Below are 18,533 nucleotides of genomic sequence, written 5' to 3' on the forward strand. Positions count from 1 at the left end.
TGCCTCGTAAGTCTTTGATTCTTCGTTGCCATCGGTAGGACCGCACTACCAAAGTTCTTACGAGAAGTGCGCCGGCTGGAAATTAACTTCTTACACATATTTGGAGTTCTTGACCAGCCGGCACCGCCTCGTACGCGAACAGACAGTCCCAGCCCGTTAGAAAGCGACTGCCGGGCTCTCAGACTGAATGACCAAAGCGAAGCTCCGCCACAGCGGTGGAGCTTGACAGGCCTTCGCTCCTCGCCGCCGGGGCCTGGTGGGAGGGCAAGACAGTCACCGGCGAACTTTAGTCTGACGGGAGTCAACAAGCACTATGGCACCCCGACCCATCCGGCCAGTCCCCAACGGCTGCCTGGTGGGTCCTCTTCAGGTCCGCAGTCGCCGTGGCCAATAGCGATACCAATATCGGGCTCGCGACCAACTGCGGTGGCTCAGCCCGATTGCCTGCCAGCAATTGCGGCATCTGGGGCATGCGCCCTACTCACGGCATTCTAGAAGGAACGGCCGGCTTCCCGCTGGCGCCGAGCTTCGACACGGTGGGCTGGTTCGCTCGCTCAGCAAACGTGCTGGCTCGGACTCTCGCAGTGCTCCTGCCTCTTGACCACTTGTCGCGCCGGCATCCTATTTGATCCCCGAAGATTCGGTTGCCGTATGTGACCTAATGGTTCAGACCGCATTTAGACAGCTACAGCGCCAGCTCGCACGCATGGTTGGGCGCTCCGAAACTACAGGAGAAGTCGAATGAACCCGGAAAACAGGCGGCGAGTTGACGAATACCGTGCCTTTTTGCTAAGCCATTGTCGCACCGCGGCCTACGCGGACTATGGCGGCATCGCTATCGAACGGCATCGTGCCGCGCCGCCGGAAGCTTACTGGTCAGATGATGACCTGCTCGCGCAGTTAGACAACGCTTGAGTGAATAGCAACGCGCTGACCTCTGGGGCCTGTTGCCACAAATAGCAAGTGGCTGTCGCTACTCAGCAACGAGCCGCTGGCTCTCCATTCTGTTCGACTAGACTGACGGTTAGCGGCTAACAAAGCCGGCAGTCAGGAGGAGCCATGGAACGTACGGCCATTATTGCTGGCGTCGTGTTGGGGGTGCTTGCCTATGTCACGCTGAGGATTCGACATAGGTACCGCTTGTTTTGCCAATCTCATCTACTGCTCCACGGCCTTGTACTGACACCGGTGGCGGGCAATAAAGTCGCGATAGTCGGGTATCGAGATGGCCACGACATCAGCGGCGTTGTGGCCGCGGCCGACATCGTCTACAAGATAGATTCACATCCGAAGAAGAAATTCGTCCACTGGAATCCTGACCATTAAGGTGGTCACAGCCGTCGACACATATAGTGCGTGTGCGCGCCAAACCTACGAAGAAAATCCCGCGACAACAGCATCTCTCTAACGATGCTGTCCGCTGGGGTTAGTGTGAAGCCGTAGCGAGCAAAGAAGCCAGGATGCTCGTCGGTCAAGACGATGGCCTTAGAGCAGCCGTGCGAACGAGCTCGCATCAGCAGCGCGCTGACGATGTGTGTGGCCAGCTGGTGACCGCGGTATTTCGGTAGCACCGCAACCGCGTGAATGACGAAAGTCTGGCCATGCTGTTCGCCGCACGCACAGCCGACCACCTTATCCCCAACGCCTGCGACATGCTGAAGCGGTGTGGCTTCACTGCCTTCGGGAAGTGACAGGCCGCATGCTGCCAATACTTCTTTCACTGCCTCGAGGGGGACACTTTCCCGCTCCGCTTTACGTCAAGGCGTTCGTCAGCTGAAGCTCGAAGGCGGCCTTCATCTTCCCGAGCGGGAAGTTTTGCCCGCGGGACGCAGGCTTTGTCACGTAAATCTTCCCGCTCGGGAAGAAATCCGTGTCCTCGGAGTGGCCAGGACGCCACGCCTTTGCTATCACCCATGCGGTGGTAGCGCTCTGGCGATAGTGTGCGTCCCTCTGCGGTCACTTCGGCCAACATTCGGCCTGGCCACCAAAATCCGCTTTACCATCACAGATGGGAACGGAAGGGGTCTTGGCCACATCTGCTATGTCACTGCAACAGAAAATGCGGCTTTTGTCGGCGTGGCTGCCGGCCGGGCTTCCTTACGTCGAGACTGAAGTCGGCTCCTATCTTTACCTGCACGACGTCCCGTACGAGCTGGAGAGCATCCTTGCTCGTTGGCTACTGCTCCGGCCTGAGCTTACAGACCGGGATCTCTCAACCTGCGTTCTGGTAGAGCGTGCCAAGGGTTTAGCCATTACCCGGGAAGGATGGGAAAGTTTTGTCTGTTGGATCGTCGAAACACTTCGAGCCAAGCTTGACGACATGGAGCAAGCCCAGTAGCAACGCCTTCGCGCGAGCGCGGGCGTGGCGGACGGACTCACCGCTCGCCCGGCGTGGTCCAACGTAGGAAGGCGCGGTAGGCGACAGCGACCCGGATATCACCCCATTGCGCTGGACACTAGCATCCATCCATCCCAAGCCACGCATCCCTAGCGGGCCTAGCAGCCGCGAGAGCTCATGGTACAGAGCGCCTGACCTGTGTTTTTTGCGGACTGTCCAAATATTGCGTATTGATTAGCCCTAATGTGTGCGTCGCGGAGCAACCATCCCGATACTCGGCGCCACCAGCGCTAGATGATGGAGCCGTTAGTGGTCGGATACATCGATCTTGACTAGATTGTTGAACTTCATCTTGAGGTCTCGCTTAGCCTGGCGTTCTTGATATCCAGCTCTTGAAGTCTTCCCGAAGCTTGGTTTTCAAGAATTTGCCGGTCGAAGTACGCGGGACGGCATCAATGAACGCCCAGTCATCGGGAATCTGCCATTTCGCGAAATGGACTTCGAGGTGCCGGCGCAGTTCCTCTTCGGTGACGCTCTTCCCTTGCTTGACTACCACTGCCGCAAGGGGACGCTCATCCCACTTGGGATGCTTGACCGCGATCACTGCGGCTTCGGCGACCGCCGGGTGCGACATGATGGCGTTTTCGATATCCACCGAGCTGATCCACTCGCCCCCGGATTTGATCAGGTCCTTAGTGCGGTCCGAGATGCGCATGTGGCCCCCCGGGCTGATCGAAGCGACATCACCGGTGCGTAGCCAGCCATCGACTGTAAATTTGTCAGGATCGGTCGGCGAGTTGTAGTACCCGCCGGTCACCCATGGGCCACGCGCTTGCAATTCGCCTACTGACTTGCCGTCCCAGGGCAGTGCTTTTTCTTCGCCCATGACACGCAGTTCCACCAGAGGAAGTGGCAGGCCCTGCAGCGCTCTGATCCGATGCTGCTCCTCCAACGGCAATCCCAAATGTTCTGGCTTGAGCCAGGACAGCGTGCCGACCGGCGACAGCTCGGTCATGCCCCAGCCATGCTTGATCGACAGGTCATATTTCTCGAAGGCAGTGATCATCGCCGGCGGTGCGGCTGAACCACCGACCATCATGCGCATACCTTTCTTCAATTTCCAGCGCGTGGGCTCCGCTTCAAGTGCCTGCAGGATGGTGAGCCAGATGGTTGGCACGCCCATGGCCAGCGTGACCCCTTCGTTTTCCATCAGGTCCAGCAGATCAATCGCGCCCATGTGCTGACCCGGATAAACCTGGGCGGCGCCCACCATCACCGCCGCGTAAGGCACGCCCCAGGAATTGGCGTGGAACATTGGCGTGACCGCTAGCACAGCATCCATTACCGACAAGTTCAGGCAGTCCGGCAACGCCACGCCCAGCGCATGCAGTACCGTGGAGCGGTGCGAGTACACCACGCCCTTGGGGCGGCCGGTAGTGCCAGAGGTGTAACACATGCCGCAGGCAGCATTCTCGTCCAGTTCGGGATAGCGGTAGTTGAAGGCATCGCGATCGATGAAGCGCTCGTAATTGTCGTAGGATTCCGGCACCGGTGCGCCGGTGGTGGGTACCACGATGATGCGCTCAAGCTTCACTTTCGGCTTGACTTTCTCCATTAGTGGAATCAAAACATCGTCGACGATTAGGATGCGGTCCTGCGCATCGTTGATGATGTAGGCAATGTCTTCCGGAGCCAGACGCAGATTCAGAGTATGCAGCACCGCGCCAGCGGCCGGAATGCCGAAATACGCTTCGAGATGGAAGGCATGGTTCCACATCAATGTTGCCACGCGGTCACCTGGCTTAATGCCAGCTTCCAATAGTGCCGCAGCCAGTTGCCGACTGCGCCGGTACAGCGCCGCGTAATTGGTTCTATGCAAGGACTTGTCCGGACGGCGCGATACTATCTCACGGTTCCCGAAAATCTGGTTGCCGCGCTCAAGGATCTGATTGACCGTCAACGGCATCTGCATCATCGTGCTGCGCATACTAATCTCCACTGTTGGTTCATATCACGCGACGCTGTAAACTTTACTTTTTCACGAGTGGGCAAGTGCTTTGTGCCAGCGGCATGAAGGCCTCCTCTCCAGAAATGACGCGCTTGATCTTAACCAAGTCCCATTCCGATCTCGATTCGGACGGCTTCTTGATCTCGGCCAAGTACATATCCCGGATCATCCGGCCATCTTCGCGTAGGTAAGCATTGCGCAGGAAGAAGTCCGTGAATTTTGTCGCGCGCAGCTGTTTCATCACCGCATCCGGATTGTCCGTTCCCGTCGCTTCAATTGCCTTCAGATATTGCATAGTGGCCGAATAGTCGGCAGCATGGGCGAAGGTAGGCATTGTGTTGTTGAGCTTGTAGAAACGCTGTGACCAATCGCGTGTTTCCTTGTCATAATCCCAGTAGAACGGATCGGTATAGTTCACGCCTTGAGCAGTATCCAGCCCTAAAGCCTTAACTTCCGTGATCAGGACGACCATGCCTGCAATAGTCGGCTTACCATTCTTGACAAGACCGAATTCGTGGGCCGAGCGGACCGCATTGCTAAAGTCGCCGCCGGCGTTGGCCAATACAAGTACGTCCGGCTTGGCGGCCTGCGCGGTCACCATGAAGGAGGAAAAGTCGGAGGCATTCAATGGATGCTTGATCGAACCGACGACCTTGCCCCCTAGCTTCTCGACGATCGCGCGTGCGTCCTTTTCAAGCGTGTGTCCGAAGTTGTAGGCTGCAGTCAGGAAGAACCAGTTTTTGCCACCTTCCTTGACGAGTGCATTTGCGGCAGCGGTGGCAAGCGCGTAGGTGTCGTATGCATAGCTTATGCCATAAGGGGAGCATTCTCGCTGAGTGAGCGCGACGGTGCCGCCGGCAGTGCTGATCGTAATCCGCTTTTTCTCCGCGCCTAGCTTCTGAACCGCAACGGCTACGGCCGAATTCGCCAGATCAATGACCATGTCGACCTTGCCGATGTCGAACCACTCGCGTGCCTTGGCTGCGCCAGTATCAGCCTTGTTCAGGTGATCGGCGCTCACAACCTCGATAGGCTTGCCCAGAACTTTGCCTCCGAAATCCTGTACGGCCATCTGAACGGCGGTAACGCTCCCTTTTCCCGCCCCTGCAGAGTACACGCCCGACAAATCAGTGAGGACTCCGATCTTTACTACATCATCTGATACGGTATTGTTCGCCTGCGCATGACAGAGCGAAGCAAAACCGATGGATGCGAGCGCTGTAAAGAGTTTGGCCAATTTCATTGAATGTCTCCTGGTTATAGTGAGCCTGAGCAAGTTCTATGATGCCAACGTGAGCCAATATACGAGCGCCTGGCGATTCTTGTCAAGAACACTTGACTATTTTTCGGAAGACCTGCGTTGGCGAGGCATATCAGCAGATACAATGCAGAGGCAATCAACCTGTTTGGGTATTGGTGCGACCTGTTCGTTCCGATCACGGTTTAATTTCCGGTCAGATTTGCGCGTAAGCTTTGAAAGGTTGCAAATGATTTACATTATGTCGTTATGAAACAGCATAGAGAGCTTCTACGTCACTTGCTCATGGCGAGGACGGAGTGGATGGAAAAGAGGGTGTTGGAGCGTGCGCATGCCAGCGGGTATGGATTTTTCACGCCGGCAATGAATCGCTTATTTGCCCACCTACGGGGCCGCCCCGTTGGCATATCTGAGATCGCGCGCGAACTTGGTATATCACGGCAGGCCGTTCATCAGCTGGCCATTGAGGCTGCCAAGCGCGGGTTGGTCGAATTCGTGCCAAGCGAAGAGGACGGCCGCGTAAAGCTGCTCCGCTTCACTCAAAAGGGATGGGCAATGTCAGATAGCGCCGCCTGCGCCTTCGAGCAGATCGAAGACGAGCTGGCCCGCTATATCGGGAAAAAGGATCTCCAAGAATTGAAAAGGATCCTCAGCAAGAACTGGTCCGAGAATGAGAGCAGCCGGGACGAACTTTAAATCGGTGCCGACTTTAAACTGGTCAACTGCACTTGACAAATCTGTCCTGCCGCGCTTCATTGCGGCGCATCCCTAGGGGTGAGTTGAGCTGCAGGTAACCAATCGTGTGGTCGACCCAGTGCAGGGAGGAGTCGATGTGGCATTGCGCGTGCGCGCCAGCCTCGACGATAGCGGCAGCCTAGTGGTCAAGAACTTGGGGCCGACCCTGGCTGTGCTGGTTGCGAGCCCCGAACTGCTCGATCGCGTCGGGAAGCCAGTGTCGCCAGAAGACTTGCATCGCTTGCCGACAATGGCGATGGACGCGCCAGTTTGCGCCTAGTCAATCCCAACGGGGAAGCATTTGATCTGCAGCACCGGTCGGTCTACACGGCCGATGACATGCTTATGCTGAAGTTCGCCGCGTTGCAAGGCACCGGCATGACCGTGCTGCTGGACTACCTCTACGGCGATGAAATGCGCTCGGGCTTACTTGTACCAGTGCTTCCCGGATGGGCGCCACTGGGGATGAAAGTGCTAGCTGTGTTTCTTCGCGGCCTGGCATGGTGCCGGCCATGCGGCGGTTTCTGGACTTCCTAGCCGACGGCGTCTTGGGTGAGCGGATTGTCCCGTAAGGAGCGTATGACCGGATGTCTGCTTGTGGCCGGGTCTTGCCTGCTCACGTACGCTTTGATGCGTCTGATGTTTTATGTGAAGCGGTCATTGCCGAAAGAACGGGAATTCGTCTCAGTGCGGCCCAATTGCGCGTTCGAGGCTTCGTCATCTCGATGGTGGCTATACGGGTCAAACGGTCATCCGCGTTAACATTCGCTCCGGCAGATGGTCGGCCATAGCGGACGGTTGCCGCCTTGGCGGCGTGTCTCCGCGCGGTAACGCCAATGGGACTGCAGACCCCGTGCCGGGGGAGCCCGCGCTGGCGTACTGGGCATGCGAGTGCGGCGGCGTCACGCCGTGTGTGCTGCGAGCGTTCGCACCACAACTAGAACAGCAGCCCTTGGGCGCATCCGACTTTCACACAAGTCAGGCGGCACACGCCCTGTTGTGCCAGGGCGGAATCCAAACCTACGCCTCCGCGTGACGTGAAGGAATGGATTTCCCTGTCCAGCGTTGCAAAAAAACCGCTGGCTCTACAGGCTGGGGCAAGTGGGACGGCGCAATGCGGGACTGCGTGTAATTCCCACCCGCAATCGTCTCATCGCATTCTAATGCCGAGTTCAAGCAGGCTCCATGCCGCGGCGATCAATGCCTCTGGACTCACGGATTCCGGCCGCATCGCATCTTTCCGCAGTGCCAGGCAAAGAACCCCATCCATCATGGCCCAGAGCGCATTGGCGGTGTTTTCAGGGTTGAGGCCTGGATTGATGTAGCCGGCCGCTATGCCATCCCGAATGATGGCAGCGAGCTTGGAATTCTGGTCTCGGGTCATCGATGCGATTCGTGTAATGGCCTCCGGTTCTTCGGGGGGGTTAGCCAGGATGCGGAACTGCTCTGGACGCTCAAAGGCGAAGCGCACATAGGCGCTGAATATCCGCTGGGCACGCTCCTCAGGTGTGCCGGCACCGTCATAAGCCTCGTCTATGTATGCCCGGTTTTCCTCCATGGCCCGCTCAGCAATGGCCATCAGCAGCGCCGGCTTTCTGCCAACACGGTTGTAGACCGTTTGCAGAGAGACGTCTGCTCGTCGGGCAACCTCTTCGGCCGTGACTGCGGCGACGCCTCCCTCAATCAGGAGTTCCTCAGCGATATCGATCAGGTTCCGGCGCATATCGGCCGCCCGCCGTTGGGTGCGTGTCAGGGTTGGGGTATTCATGGAGTTGACTTTACCACTTCCCATACTTAGAGTGTACTCCAGTGTTGGATATAACTCCATGGAGACATAATGCGGCGGCTTGATGTGATGTTCCCCTCCGAGGGATGCGAATGCGTCGCATGGCTTTACCTGCCTGAGGGCACCCGTCCAGCTCCGGTGGTTGTCATGGCCCATGGCCTGGGGGGGACCCGGGAAATGCGGCTGGACGCCTTTGCCCAGCGCTTCTGCGAGGCTGGATATGCCTGCCTGGTCTTCGACTACCGGCATTTTGGTGGTAGCGAGGGCGAGCCGCGGCAACTGCTGGACGTGACCAAGCAGTTGCAGGACTGGAAAGCGGCGATCGCCTTTGCCCGGATGCGCGCCGACGTGGATGGCAGCCGGCTGGTGATCTGGGGCACGTCATTTGGTGGCGGCCATGTGCTGACCACGGCCGCCGATAACCACCAGGTGACGGCAGTCATTTCGCAGTGCCCATTCACCGATGGCATGGCCTCCAGCTTTGCCGTGCCCCCGTGGACCTACATCAAGGTAACCGCGAGGGCCATGCGTGACCAGTTGGGTGCCTGGCTGGGAGCAGCCCCCGTGACGGTAGCGCTGGTGGGCAAGCCGGGCGCGACGGCGCTCATGGCGGCGCCCGATGCCGAGTCGGGTTACCTGCAACTGGTACCCAAGCACTCGGCCGCGACCTTTCCCAATTTCGTCGCCGCGCGCTTTGCGCTCCAAATCATCCGGTACTTCCCAGGCCATAAGACGCCGCGGATTACCTGTCCGGTGCTCTTTTGCATCTGCGATCCAGATACCGTCGCTCCGACCTACACCACCCTCCGCCACGCCCTGCGGGCGCCGAAGGGCGAAATCAAGTGCTACCCCTACGGCCATTTCGATATCTATGTCGGCGAGGCCTTCGAGCGTGTCGTTCACGACCAGATCAGCTTTCTGCGTCGCACTGTTCCCCTGAACTGAGGACTTGCCATGGCTAGATACAACTTTCACGGCCGTGTGGTCGCTATCACAGGCTCTACCGGTGGCTTGGGCGCTGCCGTTGCTAGTGCCTTGGTCGCAAAGGGCGCCAACGTCGCCTTGTTCGACATCGATCGCGCTGCGCTCGAGGCCCAAGTTAGGGCACTGGGTGATGGAGCTTTTGCCCATGAAGTGGATGTGCGCTCGCTGGACAGTATCAACCGGGCGATGAGCGCGGCGGCGCAGCATTTCGGTGGCCTCGACATCATTGTGGCAAACGCTGGCATTGACTATGTAGAGCCGCTGATTTCCGCCACCCCCGGGAAATTCGAGCGTGCAATCGACATCAACCTGACCGGTGTATGGCGCACCTTCCATGCCGGTCTGCCGCATGTAATGCAGCGCAGGGGATACCTGATGGCCGTTTCTTCCATGGCGGCCTTCGTCCACTCGCCCCTGCAAGCTCACTACACGGCGAGCAAGGCGGGGGTCTGGGCGATGTGCAACAGCATCCGACTAGAGGTTCGTCATTTGGGCGTTGGTGTAGGCAGCGTGCATCCTACGTTCTTCCAGACTCCAATGATGGAAGCGATCCACTCTGATAAGGCGGGAGTGAAGCTTTGGAACGGCAATCAGGGAGGTCTCTGGAAAATGATCTCTCTTGAAGACGTTGTCGCCGGGATTCTGCGCGGCATTGAACGTCGTAGCGACATGGTCGTGCTGCCCAAACAGAACACGCTGGTCGCGAAGGCTCCCGGCTTATTCCGGTCATTCGTGGAAGCGCTCGGTTTCAAGCAATCGGACATCAAGGAAGCGATCGCACTGACAGTGCGACGCTGAGCGCTTGTTCAAGACGTTTAACGGAGATCTGAATGGCATACGATCTGCACGGCAAGGTAGTGCTGATTACAGGCGCCGCGGGCGGAATCGGCGCGGCAACTGCGCGAGCCCTTTATGAGGCGGGAGCGAGGCTGGTTCTAACCGATGTCACACAGGAGAGTGTCGATCTGATCGCCGCCTCGTTCGACTCAAAGCGCGTTCTGGCACTGGCGCTGGATGTGACGGACATGACTGCAACAAAGGAGGTCATTCAACGCTCGATATCTCGGTTTGGTCGCCTGGACGTTGCATTTGCCAACGCTGGCATTTCGTGGCGAGGCAATCCGGCGACTGTTTATACATGCGATGAAGCCGAGTTCGAACGCATCATCGAGGTGGACTTCCTTGGCGTTTGGAGAACGATAAAGGCTGCGTTGCCCGAGGTTGTGCGCAACCAAGGACAGATCGTGGTGACTTCGTCAGTCTATTCCTTCATGAATGGCATGGTCAACGCACCCTATGCGGCGTCCAAGGCCGCCGTCGAGATGCTGACACGCTCTCTCCGTGCCGAACTGGGCGGCACGGGAGCCACAGCTAGTGTCGTCTACCCTGGCTGGGTTGCCACCCCGATCGCCAAGGTGGCCTTTGGAGGGCATGACCTCGCTACACAGATGACTGAGCAAGGCTTCCCCGCCTTCTTGAGGCATCCCGTGCAACCCGAAGAGATCGCACAGGGTGTCGTCCTGGGTCTGAAATGTCGCAAGCCGCGCATCATGATTCCGCGGCGATGGGTGCCACTCTCCTGGCTGCGGGGCCTGTTCGCTATTGTCACCGACTGGCATATCGGTCGTCATCGAAAGATGCAGTCCTTGATTCGCCGGCTGGAAGAGAGGGCGTTACGTGCATGACCGAGAACAGGTGATCGAGATAAACGGCGGAAATGACTACGTCACAGCGCTTGTGCAAGCCATTGCATGCGAAATTGAGAGGACCTTGGGTGTCAACGGGCATGCCTGTCTGGCCGTGTCTAGGGACCGCTCTTCAGTACCTGTCTTCGCTGCCTTGCGGCAACAGCAACTCGGCTGGGACCGCGTGAGAGTGATCCTGGCGGACGAGCGCATGGTGCCGCTTAATCATGCGGACAGCAACGCGAGCTCGGTCTGTGACATCCTGCTGCGAAACGCTGCGGCAAAAGCGGAATTTCTCCCACCAGTGCCACCGTATTGTTTTGAAATCGATGAGATCCATACCTCCGCCGTAGTTGCTGAACTCAATCGCAGCTACCGACAGCCGGATATTGTGATGCTTGGCATGGGCGAGGACGGCCACATCGCATCGTTGTTCGCGGACGCTCCCGAACTGAAGGCCGCGCTTTCGGCGGAAAAGGACCCAGGTTATCTCTCCCTAAGCCCGCGCGCCGCGCCTCACAGGCGAGTGAGCCTAAACCTCAGTGCGCTGTTGGGGGCTCGCCGAATCATTTTGGGATTTAGCGGAGTATGGAAAAAGCAGGTCTTCGATGCTGCGGCTCTGGAGCTCACGCCGGTGTTACCAGTGAGCTATCTCCTGCACCAAAACAGGACGCCGGTCGATGTCTATTGGGAGAAGTAGCCGCGGGTGGGTTTCTGGCTGCTTCAGAGGTTTCCGGATCCCTGGTGTATGTCGTACTTCAGAATCTTGCGCCGTACCACTCTTACTACACTTCACGCACGGCAACCGCCAGTCCCGTCCGACCGGCCTGCGCGCACGCGCGCTGCAGCCGGTCTGACGAGTCCTCCCCGCACTCTGATCTAAGATTTAATCGTTACGTCTTGCAGGCCCCGAAAGGGGGCAAGCTCTATGCGCTGCGCAAGCTGCGGCTTGGAGAATCCGGCAGGCGCCAAGTTCTGCGAGGAATGTGGCGCCGGGCTTGTGCGCGTCTGTCCGACATGCGGGCAAGAGGCGAATGCAAGCGCCAAATTCTGCAGCGAATGCGGCGCGCCGCTGACGCCGCTTACCGCGACGCCCCCTGACCTCCCTCACCTGGCACCTGCGCCAAGCGCCCCCATTGACTACACACCTCCCTATCTGGCCGAGCGGATCCGCGCGGCACAGGCGGAGATGGAAGCCCGCGGCGCAGTGGACGGCGAGCGCAAGACGGTCACCGCGCTGTTCGCCGACATGGCCGGCTCGACCGCGCTGATCCATGACCTCGATCCCGAAGACGCGCGCCGCCTGATCGACCCGGTGCTGGCGCTGATGATGGAGGCCGTGCATCACTATGAAGGCTATGTGGCCAAGTCGATGGGCGATGGCATCCTGGCGCTGTTCGGCGCGCCAGTCGCGAATGAAGATCATCCGCAGCGGGCCTTACTGGCGGCGCTGCGCATGCAGGAAGCGATGCGCCAGTACGCCGACAAGGTGCGTCTCGCCCAGGGGATCGCACTGCCGATCCGCGTCGGCATCAATACCGGCGAAGTGGTGGTGCGCACGATCCGCATCAATGATTTGCATACCGACTATGACCCCATTGGCAATTCCATCCACATTGCTTCGCGCATGGAGAGCATCGCCATGCCCGGCTCGATCGTCGCGAGCGCACACACCTACAACCTGACCGAAGGCTATTTCGCGTTCAAGCCACTCGGCGCAACACCGATCAAGGGGCTGCCCGAGCCGATCGCGGTCTTCGAAGTCCTCGGCCTCGGCCCGCTACGCACCCGGCTGCAGGTGTCGGCCAGTCGCGGGCTGGCGCGCTTTGTCGGCCGCGCTCGCGAGCTCAAGCAGTTGCGCGAGGCGCGGGCGCGGGCGCAGGCCGGACACGGTCAGATCGTCGGCGTGGTCGGCGAGCCGGGGGTCGGCAAGTCGCGGCTATGCCTCGAGTTCAAGCAGCTCGCGCCGCGTCATTGCCTGGTGCTGGAAACCTTCTCGGTTTCGCACGGCAAGGCCTATCCGTATCTGCCGCTGATCGAACTGCTGCGGAACTACTGCGAGATCACGGTTCAGGACGATGAGCGCCGGCGGCGCGAGAAGCTTACCGGCAAGGTCCTGACGCTGGACCGCGCGCTGGAAGATAGCCTGCCTTATCTGTTCCACCTGCTGGGGGCCGCCGAGCCGAACTCGGCGCTCGCGCAGATGGATGCCCAGATTCGCCAGCAGCGCACCTTCGACGCGATCAAGCGGCTGCTGATACGCGAGAGCCAGGCCCAGCCGCTGGAGCTGATCGTCGAGGATCTGCAGTGGCTCGACAGTGAGACCGAGGCCTTCCTGGACTTTCTTGGCGAAAGCGTCGCCAGCGCCCGCATCCTGCTGCTGGTCAATTGCCGGCCCGAGTACCGGCATGAATGGGGCCACCAGAGCTACTACACCGAGCTGCGCCTGGACCCTCTGGGCGAAGCCGAAGCCCGGGAACTGCTGAATGCCCTGCTGGGCGATGCCTCCGGACTTGCCCAGCTCGAGCACCTGATCCTGGAGCAGACCCAAGGCAATCCATTCTTTATCGAAGAAGTGGTGCAGGCGCTGGTCGAGGGGCAGGTGCTGCACGGCGAGCGCGGGCATTACCGTCTCGAGCAGATCCCGGGCAAGCTGCACATCCCGACCACCGTGCAGGGAGTGCTCGCCGCCCGCATCGACCGCCTGCAGCCGGCCGAGAAAGCGCTGCTGCAGACCCTGTCGGTGATCGGCAAGGTATTCCCATGGAGCCTGCTCACGCGCGTCGTCGAGCAGCCGGAGGACACAACGAAGAGCCTGCTGGCACGGCTGCAAGCCGGCGAATTCCTCTACGAGCAGCCGGCGTTTCCGGAGGTGGAGTACAGCTTCAAGCATGCACTGACCCAGGAGGTGACCTACGGCTCCCTGCTGAGCGAGCGGCGTCGTGCGCTGCATGAGCGCACGGCCCAGGCGATCGAGGCCCTGTTTGGCGCCCAGCGCGAGGAGCACTGCAGCGAGCTGGCACATCATTTCAGCCGCAGCGGCAACACGCCGAAGGCGGTGGAATACCTGCACTGCGCCGGGCGCCAGGCAGTGCAACGCTCCGCCGATGCTGAAGCAGTCACCCATCTCACCATGGCCCTGGACATGCTCGCAAAACTGCCTGATGGTCCCGAGCGCGCACGACAGGAACTCGCACTCCAAATCAGTCTCGGCCCCGCCAGGATGGCCACCAAGGGCTTCGCTGCCCCGGAAGTGGAGGCGACTTACGCGCGCGCCCTGGTTCTGTCTCGACAGCTCGGAGAGGCGATCCAGCTCTTCCCCGCCCTGCTGGGGCTGCACACGTTTTACATCGTCCGCGCCGAACTAGCGGCCGCGCGCGAGTTGGCGGAGCAACTGCTTGCGCTGGCCGAAAAGGCACAGGATCCCGCATTGCTTGTACAAGCGCATCGGGCGCTAGCGAACAGCTTGCTCTGTTGTGGCGAGCTGAACCCCGCCCGCGCGCAGTTGGAGCAGGCCCTTGTCCTCTACGACCCGCGGGAGCACCAGTCGCACGCCTTCGTTTATGGCGTGGAACCCGGTGTGCACGGGTTGGCCCTCTTAGCCACAGACCTGTGGCTTCTCGGCTATCCCGATCAAGCCCGCGCGCGCAGCCTGGAGGCGCTCACCTTGGCCCAGACCCCAGCCAATCCCCCCGACTCGGCTGATGCCCTGCTTTTTGCCACTGCGCTCCGTCAGCTCTGCCGCGAAGTGCACCCGGTACGCGATCTGGCGCAGGCACTCCTCGCCCTCGCAACCGAGTATGGCTTACCGTTCGGGTTGGCTTGTGGAACCATCTTCTCGGGCTGGGCGCTGGCTGAGCAAGGACGTGCACCAGAGGGCATAGAGATGATTCAGCGGGGCTTGAGCGCCTACCGCGCCACCGGGGCCGAACTTTGGCGGACTTATTTCCTGGCGCTGTTGGCCGATGCCTGCGCACGAGCAGGGCAAGCTAAATCAGGGCTTGCAGCGCTGACCGAGGCATTGGCCGCGGCGGACCGAACCAAGGAGCGCTTGTACGAAGCCGAACTGCACCGACTCAAGGGGGAGCTGACGCTGCTGGAGCCGAGCTGCTTGGGTGAGGGCGATGGCGCAGACGAGCGGGACAACCGCCGACGCGAAGCAGAAGCCTGTTTCCTCCAGGCAATCACGATTGCTCGCCGCCAGGGCGCACGATCTCTGGAACTGCGAGCGGTGGTGGCTTTGAGCCGGCTGTGGCAGCAGCACGGCAGGCGAATTGAGGCCCTCCAGGTGCTGGCCGAGTGCTATGACTGGTTCAGCGAAGGCTTCGACACGCTGGATCTGCAGGAAGCCAGTGCGCTGCTCGCCGAGCTCGACTGAGGAACGGAAAGGCCCGGGCATCTGCTGCCCAGCAATTCTATTTTTTAGGCAGCTAAGCGGTAATGTCCGGTTCTGGGTAAGTTCAAATGTCCGAGTTTGGCTGGCGTAAGCTTGACGGCTTCCAGCGCGCGGGAGCCCGTCATGCCAGCAGGAGCCATTACCATGACGATGCGGCAGATCGACCGGCTCAAGGTCGTTCAAGCGCTGGCAGACGGCCATCTCAAGACCGGGATTGCCGCATCCAGGCTGGGACTAACGCCCCGACAGACCCTGCGCCTGCTGCGGCGCTACCAGCAACACGGCGCCGCAGGCCTACTGAATCGCCACCAGGGTGAGCCAGCCAGCAACCGGACACCACCAGGCCTTGCAGCGCGGGTGCTCGGGCTGATCCGCGACAACTATGCCGACTTCGCCCCGACGCTGGCCGCCGAGAAGCTGCGCGAGCGCCATGGCATCGATCTGGCCAAGGAGACGGTGCGCCGGCTCATGATCGACGCCGGCTTCTGGGTGCCGCGTAAGCAGCGTCCGCCCAAGGTGCACCAGCCGAGGAACCGCCGCGCCTGCCTGGGCGAGCTGGTGCAGATCGACGGATCCGACCACGCGTGGTTCGAGGACCGGGCGCCGGCCTGCACGCTGCTGGTCTTTGTCGATGACGCCACCAGCCGGCTGATGGCATTGCGCTTCGTGCCGACTGAATCCGCTTTTGCGTATTTCGAGGCGACACGGGCTTACCTTGAGTGCCACGGCAAGCCGATCGCGTTCTATAGCGACAAGGCCAGTGTGTTCCTGGTCAACCGGCCCAGTGCCACCGGCGGCGACGGCTACACCCAGTTCGGGCGCGCGCTGTACGAGCTGAATATCGATAGCCTGTGCGCCAATTCGAGCCAGGCCAAGGGCCGGGTCGAACGGATGAACGGCACGCTGCAGGACCGGCTCGTGAAGGAACTACGGCTTCGCGGCATCAGCACCGGCGCTTCAGGAAACCACCGGCGGCATCGGCACGCAGCGCTCCCACCTCGGCGCCTTCCTCGACGGCCTCGCACCAGCGCTTTGCGATCGGATCGGCCAGCATCCCAACGGCACCCCGCTCTATCGTCGCTACGGCTGGATCGAAGCAGGCGCCACCGTCAACGTGGTTTACCGTGCCGCACCGCATCTGCCCGTCCGCAAGGCTCAGGTCCTGGCGCTTTTTGAGGGACCGAGCGGGCCAACCGCGGATGTCGTCGTTGAAGAGGTCCTCGGCGGGCGCACCAAGGCCTGCCCACGCTGGATCGCCGTGAACAATCTGCGGTCTGGTTTGACGGAGGTGCCGGCATGACAGACTTTGATCGCGAACTGCAGCGCCTGGCCAACGAACTGAGCGGGGTGAGCCACGACAAGCCGGCGCAGCTGCTGGCCCCTCACCTACGCCGGCTACCGCGCCTGGGCGAAGGTCGGCAACCTGAGCTTTCCACCAGAGCGGCGGCACGAGTTGCTGCAAGAGGTATTGCGCTTTTGCCGGCGCCAGCTGCTCGCAGGCCTGTCCCGGGAGACCGTCAGCCGAACGCTCGGGCTGGCCAGCCAGCGAACTTGCGACCGCATCGCGGCAACCATCGAATCGGAAGACGGAGACAGACCATGAGCATCCCACTGGAAGCGGCCAAAGCCATCTATTGGCGTGCGATCGACCCCAGCCCGCGGGCCGCGGCTGCCCGCATCCGCCGCGCCGCGCGTTCGAAGGCGGGTTGAGGCAAAAATCCGCTTGCATGCGTGGCCGCTTTTGCTATTCTTCGCCGGTGCGCAACCCCGCCATACCCGCTCGGAAGACGCGCACATCTAACCTATACGACTATGGCCACGAAAGCGAAACCCGTAGCAAAGACTGCAACGAAGACCGCAGCGAAGAAGGCTGCGCCGGCAAAGAAAGCCGCCCCCGCCAAGAAGGCCGCGACCAACGGCGCTCCGGTCGCGAAGCCGATCAAGGACACCTTCAACAAGTCGAGCCTGCAGGCCCACCTGGTCGAGCAGACCCAACTGGACAAGAAGACTGTCCAGACGGTGCTGGCTCACCTGGAGAACACCATCGTTAGCGCCATCCACAAGAAGGGTGCTGGCGAGTTCACCCTGCCGGGCCTGTTCAAGGTTTCGGCCATCCAGGTGCCCGCCACGAAGAAGCGCTTTGGCAAGAACCCGTTCACTGGTCAGGAGCAGTGGTTCGCTGCCAAGCCGGCCAGCGTGAAGGTGAAGGTTCGCCCGCTCAAAAAGCTGAAGGACGCCGCGCTGTAATCGCAGGTCGAGAAAAGAAAAGGCCCCGGAATCTCGCGATTCCGGGGCTTTTTTGCATTCAACACATCAGAACAGCGACGGTTGTGGTGTGGCGGCCTGCTTCCAGGCCATCCGGCCATCGGGCGGCAGGCATTCGAAGGGTACGGCGCGCGCGCATAGCGCGTCGACGTCGTATTCGAGCGTGAGGCCCAGTCGATCCTGGTAAGTCCATTGAGTCGATTTAATATCAGCCTACCTGCAAATAGCTTATCATCTACGGCTTGGAAACCCCTACACGATTGCCGTGCCTGCCCCTCTGGGAAGGGGAAGCATGCCCTCCCGCACTGAGACAGGACAGGTCACAAGAATGAGACGCCAGACCATGAAGGCACCCCGGGCGCAGACGGCCGAGAAGACGAGGGAGGGGTCGCCATCGAAAGCGCAAAGATCCGCGGCATTGCCTAGTCGGTTGCCATACCTAATCGGACGTACCGACCGAATCGTCAAGCGCCGCCTGGGCGAGTTGCTGGCCCCGCACGGGCTGACCCTACCGCAGTTCACGGCGCTCTCCGTCTTGCACGCGCGAGGCCCGACTTCCAACGCGCAATTGGCCGAGCGCTCGCTCATCTCGCCTCAGTCAGCCAATGAGGTGGTCAAGACGATGGAAGCGCGTGGCTGGATCGTGCGCCAGCCGGACCCCTTGCACGGGCGTATCGTACTGCTCAGCCTCACCGAAAGCGCACGTAATTTGCTGCGGCAATGCGACGACACGGTTGCAGCGATGGAGCGCGAGATGCTGGAGGGAATCGACGCCGCGCATGCAGTCATGTTGCACGAACTGCTGCAGAAGTGCGCGCGTAACCTGCGCTGAAAGACAGCATCGATTGCCGGCATCGCCTGGCGCAGCATCTGCTGAGTTGCTGCACAGCATGCGGTGCGTGGTCGTCACCGCCTTGGGCAACCGCGTGGAGCCGGACGTGAAGAGGAATTTGGCGATCGTGGCGGGACCGACCGCCGCGTTGGCTGCGTCAACACTCACGGACGCGTCTGTGCCAGCGCGTCGAACGACGTCGCGGCGCGGCCGGGCAGATTGCCGTCACGGGTGACGATTCCACGC

At 60.6% G+C, this 18,533-nt stretch carries 18 protein-coding genes and 2 pseudogenes; 15 read left to right on the forward strand and 5 right to left on the reverse strand.

Annotated features, from left to right (window positions below; translation table 11 throughout):
• The first annotated feature begins 383 nt into the window (after positions 1–383).
• The 3 genes from A2G96_RS34340 to A2G96_RS30195 all read left to right on the forward strand — a co-directional run bounded on the left by A2G96_RS34340 (position 384) and on the right by A2G96_RS30195 (position 1,326).
• A complete protein-coding gene (locus A2G96_RS34340) occupies positions 384–629 on the forward strand; it encodes an amidase family protein (RefSeq protein ID WP_335340556.1) in 246 nt (81 codons plus the stop codon).
• Positions 630–741: 112 nt separating this feature from the next.
• Complete coding sequence (locus A2G96_RS33775; RefSeq protein ID WP_154676094.1) at positions 742–915, forward strand: hypothetical protein; 174 nt, start codon at positions 742–744, stop codon at positions 913–915.
• A gap of 144 nt (positions 916–1,059) precedes the next feature.
• Positions 1,060–1,326, forward strand: coding sequence for a hypothetical protein (locus tag A2G96_RS30195; protein ID WP_062803790.1), 267 nt, complete (start codon positions 1,060–1,062; stop codon positions 1,324–1,326).
• Positions 1,327–1,331: 5 nt separating this feature from the next.
• On the opposite strand, the gene A2G96_RS32910 is transcribed toward A2G96_RS30195, so the two are convergent.
• On the reverse strand, positions 1,332–1,721 hold the full coding sequence (locus A2G96_RS32910) for a GNAT family N-acetyltransferase (RefSeq protein WP_082819154.1): 390 nt from the start codon (positions 1,719–1,721) through the stop codon (positions 1,332–1,334).
• 320 nt (positions 1,722–2,041) lie between these two features.
• Here A2G96_RS32910 and A2G96_RS30200 point away from each other — a divergent pair, with 320 nt between their 5' ends.
• On the forward strand, positions 2,042–2,338 hold the full coding sequence (locus A2G96_RS30200; protein WP_062803791.1) for a hypothetical protein: 297 nt from the start codon (positions 2,042–2,044) through the stop codon (positions 2,336–2,338).
• A 364-nt stretch (positions 2,339–2,702) separates the two neighbouring features.
• Here A2G96_RS30200 and A2G96_RS30205 read toward each other — a convergent pair whose 3' ends face one another.
• Together A2G96_RS30205 and A2G96_RS30210 are read right to left on the reverse strand one after the other, a co-directional pair.
• Positions 2,703–4,325 carry a long-chain fatty acid--CoA ligase gene (locus tag A2G96_RS30205; RefSeq protein WP_062803792.1) on the reverse strand — a complete coding sequence of 541 codons (1,623 nt, stop codon included), beginning with the start codon at positions 4,323–4,325 and terminating at the stop codon, positions 2,703–2,705.
• Positions 4,326–4,368: 43 nt separating this feature from the next.
• The gene (locus tag A2G96_RS30210; RefSeq protein WP_062803793.1) at positions 4,369–5,589 is read right to left on the reverse strand and encodes an ABC transporter substrate-binding protein; all 1,221 of its coding nucleotides are present in this window, start codon (positions 5,587–5,589) and stop codon (positions 4,369–4,371) included.
• Positions 5,590–5,907: 318 nt separating this feature from the next.
• On the opposite strand from A2G96_RS30210, the gene A2G96_RS30215 reads away from it, so the two are divergent.
• The 3 genes from A2G96_RS30215 to A2G96_RS30225 all read left to right on the forward strand — a co-directional run bounded on the left by A2G96_RS30215 (position 5,908) and on the right by A2G96_RS30225 (position 6,876).
• Entirely contained in the window at positions 5,908–6,300 is a 393-nt protein-coding gene (locus A2G96_RS30215) for a MarR family winged helix-turn-helix transcriptional regulator (RefSeq protein WP_197672309.1), read from the forward strand.
• Between the two features lie 136 nt (positions 6,301–6,436).
• The gene (locus A2G96_RS34475) at positions 6,437–6,619 is read left to right on the forward strand and encodes a type 2 periplasmic-binding domain-containing protein (RefSeq protein WP_062803795.1); all 183 of its coding nucleotides are present in this window, start codon (positions 6,437–6,439) and stop codon (positions 6,617–6,619) included.
• Between the two features lie 65 nt (positions 6,620–6,684).
• On the forward strand, positions 6,685–6,876 hold the full coding sequence (locus A2G96_RS30225; RefSeq protein WP_231909703.1) for a type 2 periplasmic-binding domain-containing protein: 192 nt from the start codon (positions 6,685–6,687) through the stop codon (positions 6,874–6,876).
• 613 nt (positions 6,877–7,489) lie between these two features.
• On the opposite strand, the gene A2G96_RS30230 is transcribed toward A2G96_RS30225, so the two are convergent.
• Positions 7,490–8,107 carry a TetR/AcrR family transcriptional regulator gene (locus tag A2G96_RS30230; RefSeq protein ID WP_062804220.1) on the reverse strand — a complete coding sequence of 206 codons (618 nt, stop codon included), beginning with the start codon at positions 8,105–8,107 and terminating at the stop codon, positions 7,490–7,492.
• An 87-nt stretch (positions 8,108–8,194) separates the two neighbouring features.
• Between A2G96_RS30230 and A2G96_RS30235 the strand changes: the two genes are divergently transcribed.
• The 8 genes and pseudogenes from A2G96_RS30235 (at position 8,195) to A2G96_RS30270 (ending at position 18,287) form a co-directional block, all read left to right on the forward strand.
• The gene (locus A2G96_RS30235) at positions 8,195–9,070 is read left to right on the forward strand and encodes an alpha/beta hydrolase (protein ID WP_257734537.1); all 876 of its coding nucleotides are present in this window, start codon (positions 8,195–8,197) and stop codon (positions 9,068–9,070) included.
• 9 nt (positions 9,071–9,079) lie between these two features.
• Positions 9,080–9,907, forward strand: a complete 828-nt coding sequence (locus A2G96_RS30240; protein ID WP_062803798.1) for an SDR family NAD(P)-dependent oxidoreductase — start codon at positions 9,080–9,082, stop codon at positions 9,905–9,907.
• A gap of 32 nt (positions 9,908–9,939) precedes the next feature.
• Complete coding sequence (locus tag A2G96_RS30245) at positions 9,940–10,794, forward strand: SDR family NAD(P)-dependent oxidoreductase (protein WP_062803799.1); 855 nt, start codon at positions 9,940–9,942, stop codon at positions 10,792–10,794.
• Positions 10,787–11,494 carry a 6-phosphogluconolactonase gene (gene pgl, locus A2G96_RS30250; protein WP_231909705.1) on the forward strand — a complete coding sequence of 236 codons (708 nt, stop codon included), beginning with the start codon at positions 10,787–10,789 and terminating at the stop codon, positions 11,492–11,494. Before A2G96_RS30245 ends, pgl begins: the two co-directional genes overlap by 8 nt.
• Before the next feature lie 228 nt (positions 11,495–11,722).
• Positions 11,723–15,172, forward strand: a complete 3,450-nt coding sequence (locus A2G96_RS30255; protein WP_062803801.1) for an adenylate/guanylate cyclase domain-containing protein — start codon at positions 11,723–11,725, stop codon at positions 15,170–15,172.
• Positions 15,173–15,313: 141 nt separating this feature from the next.
• A pseudogene (locus A2G96_RS30260) lies at positions 15,314–16,156 on the forward strand (ISNCY family transposase); the annotation flags it as partial.
• A gap of 846 nt (positions 16,157–17,002) precedes the next feature.
• Positions 17,003–17,437 carry an HU family DNA-binding protein gene (locus tag A2G96_RS30265; RefSeq protein ID WP_062803802.1) on the forward strand — a complete coding sequence of 145 codons (435 nt, stop codon included), beginning with the start codon at positions 17,003–17,005 and terminating at the stop codon, positions 17,435–17,437.
• Between the two features lie 346 nt (positions 17,438–17,783).
• Positions 17,784–18,287, forward strand: coding sequence for a MarR family winged helix-turn-helix transcriptional regulator (locus A2G96_RS30270; RefSeq protein WP_062803803.1), 504 nt, complete (start codon positions 17,784–17,786; stop codon positions 18,285–18,287).
• Positions 18,288–18,304: 17 nt separating this feature from the next.
• On the opposite strand, the pseudogene A2G96_RS34480 reads toward A2G96_RS30270, so the two are convergent.
• Positions 18,305–18,526: pseudogene (locus A2G96_RS34480) on the reverse strand (feruloyl-CoA synthase); the annotation flags it as partial.
• Positions 18,527–18,533 lie beyond the last annotated feature (7 nt).

The organism is Cupriavidus nantongensis (assembly GCF_001598055.1).
Classification (GTDB): Bacteria; Pseudomonadota; Gammaproteobacteria; order Burkholderiales; family Burkholderiaceae; genus Cupriavidus; species Cupriavidus nantongensis.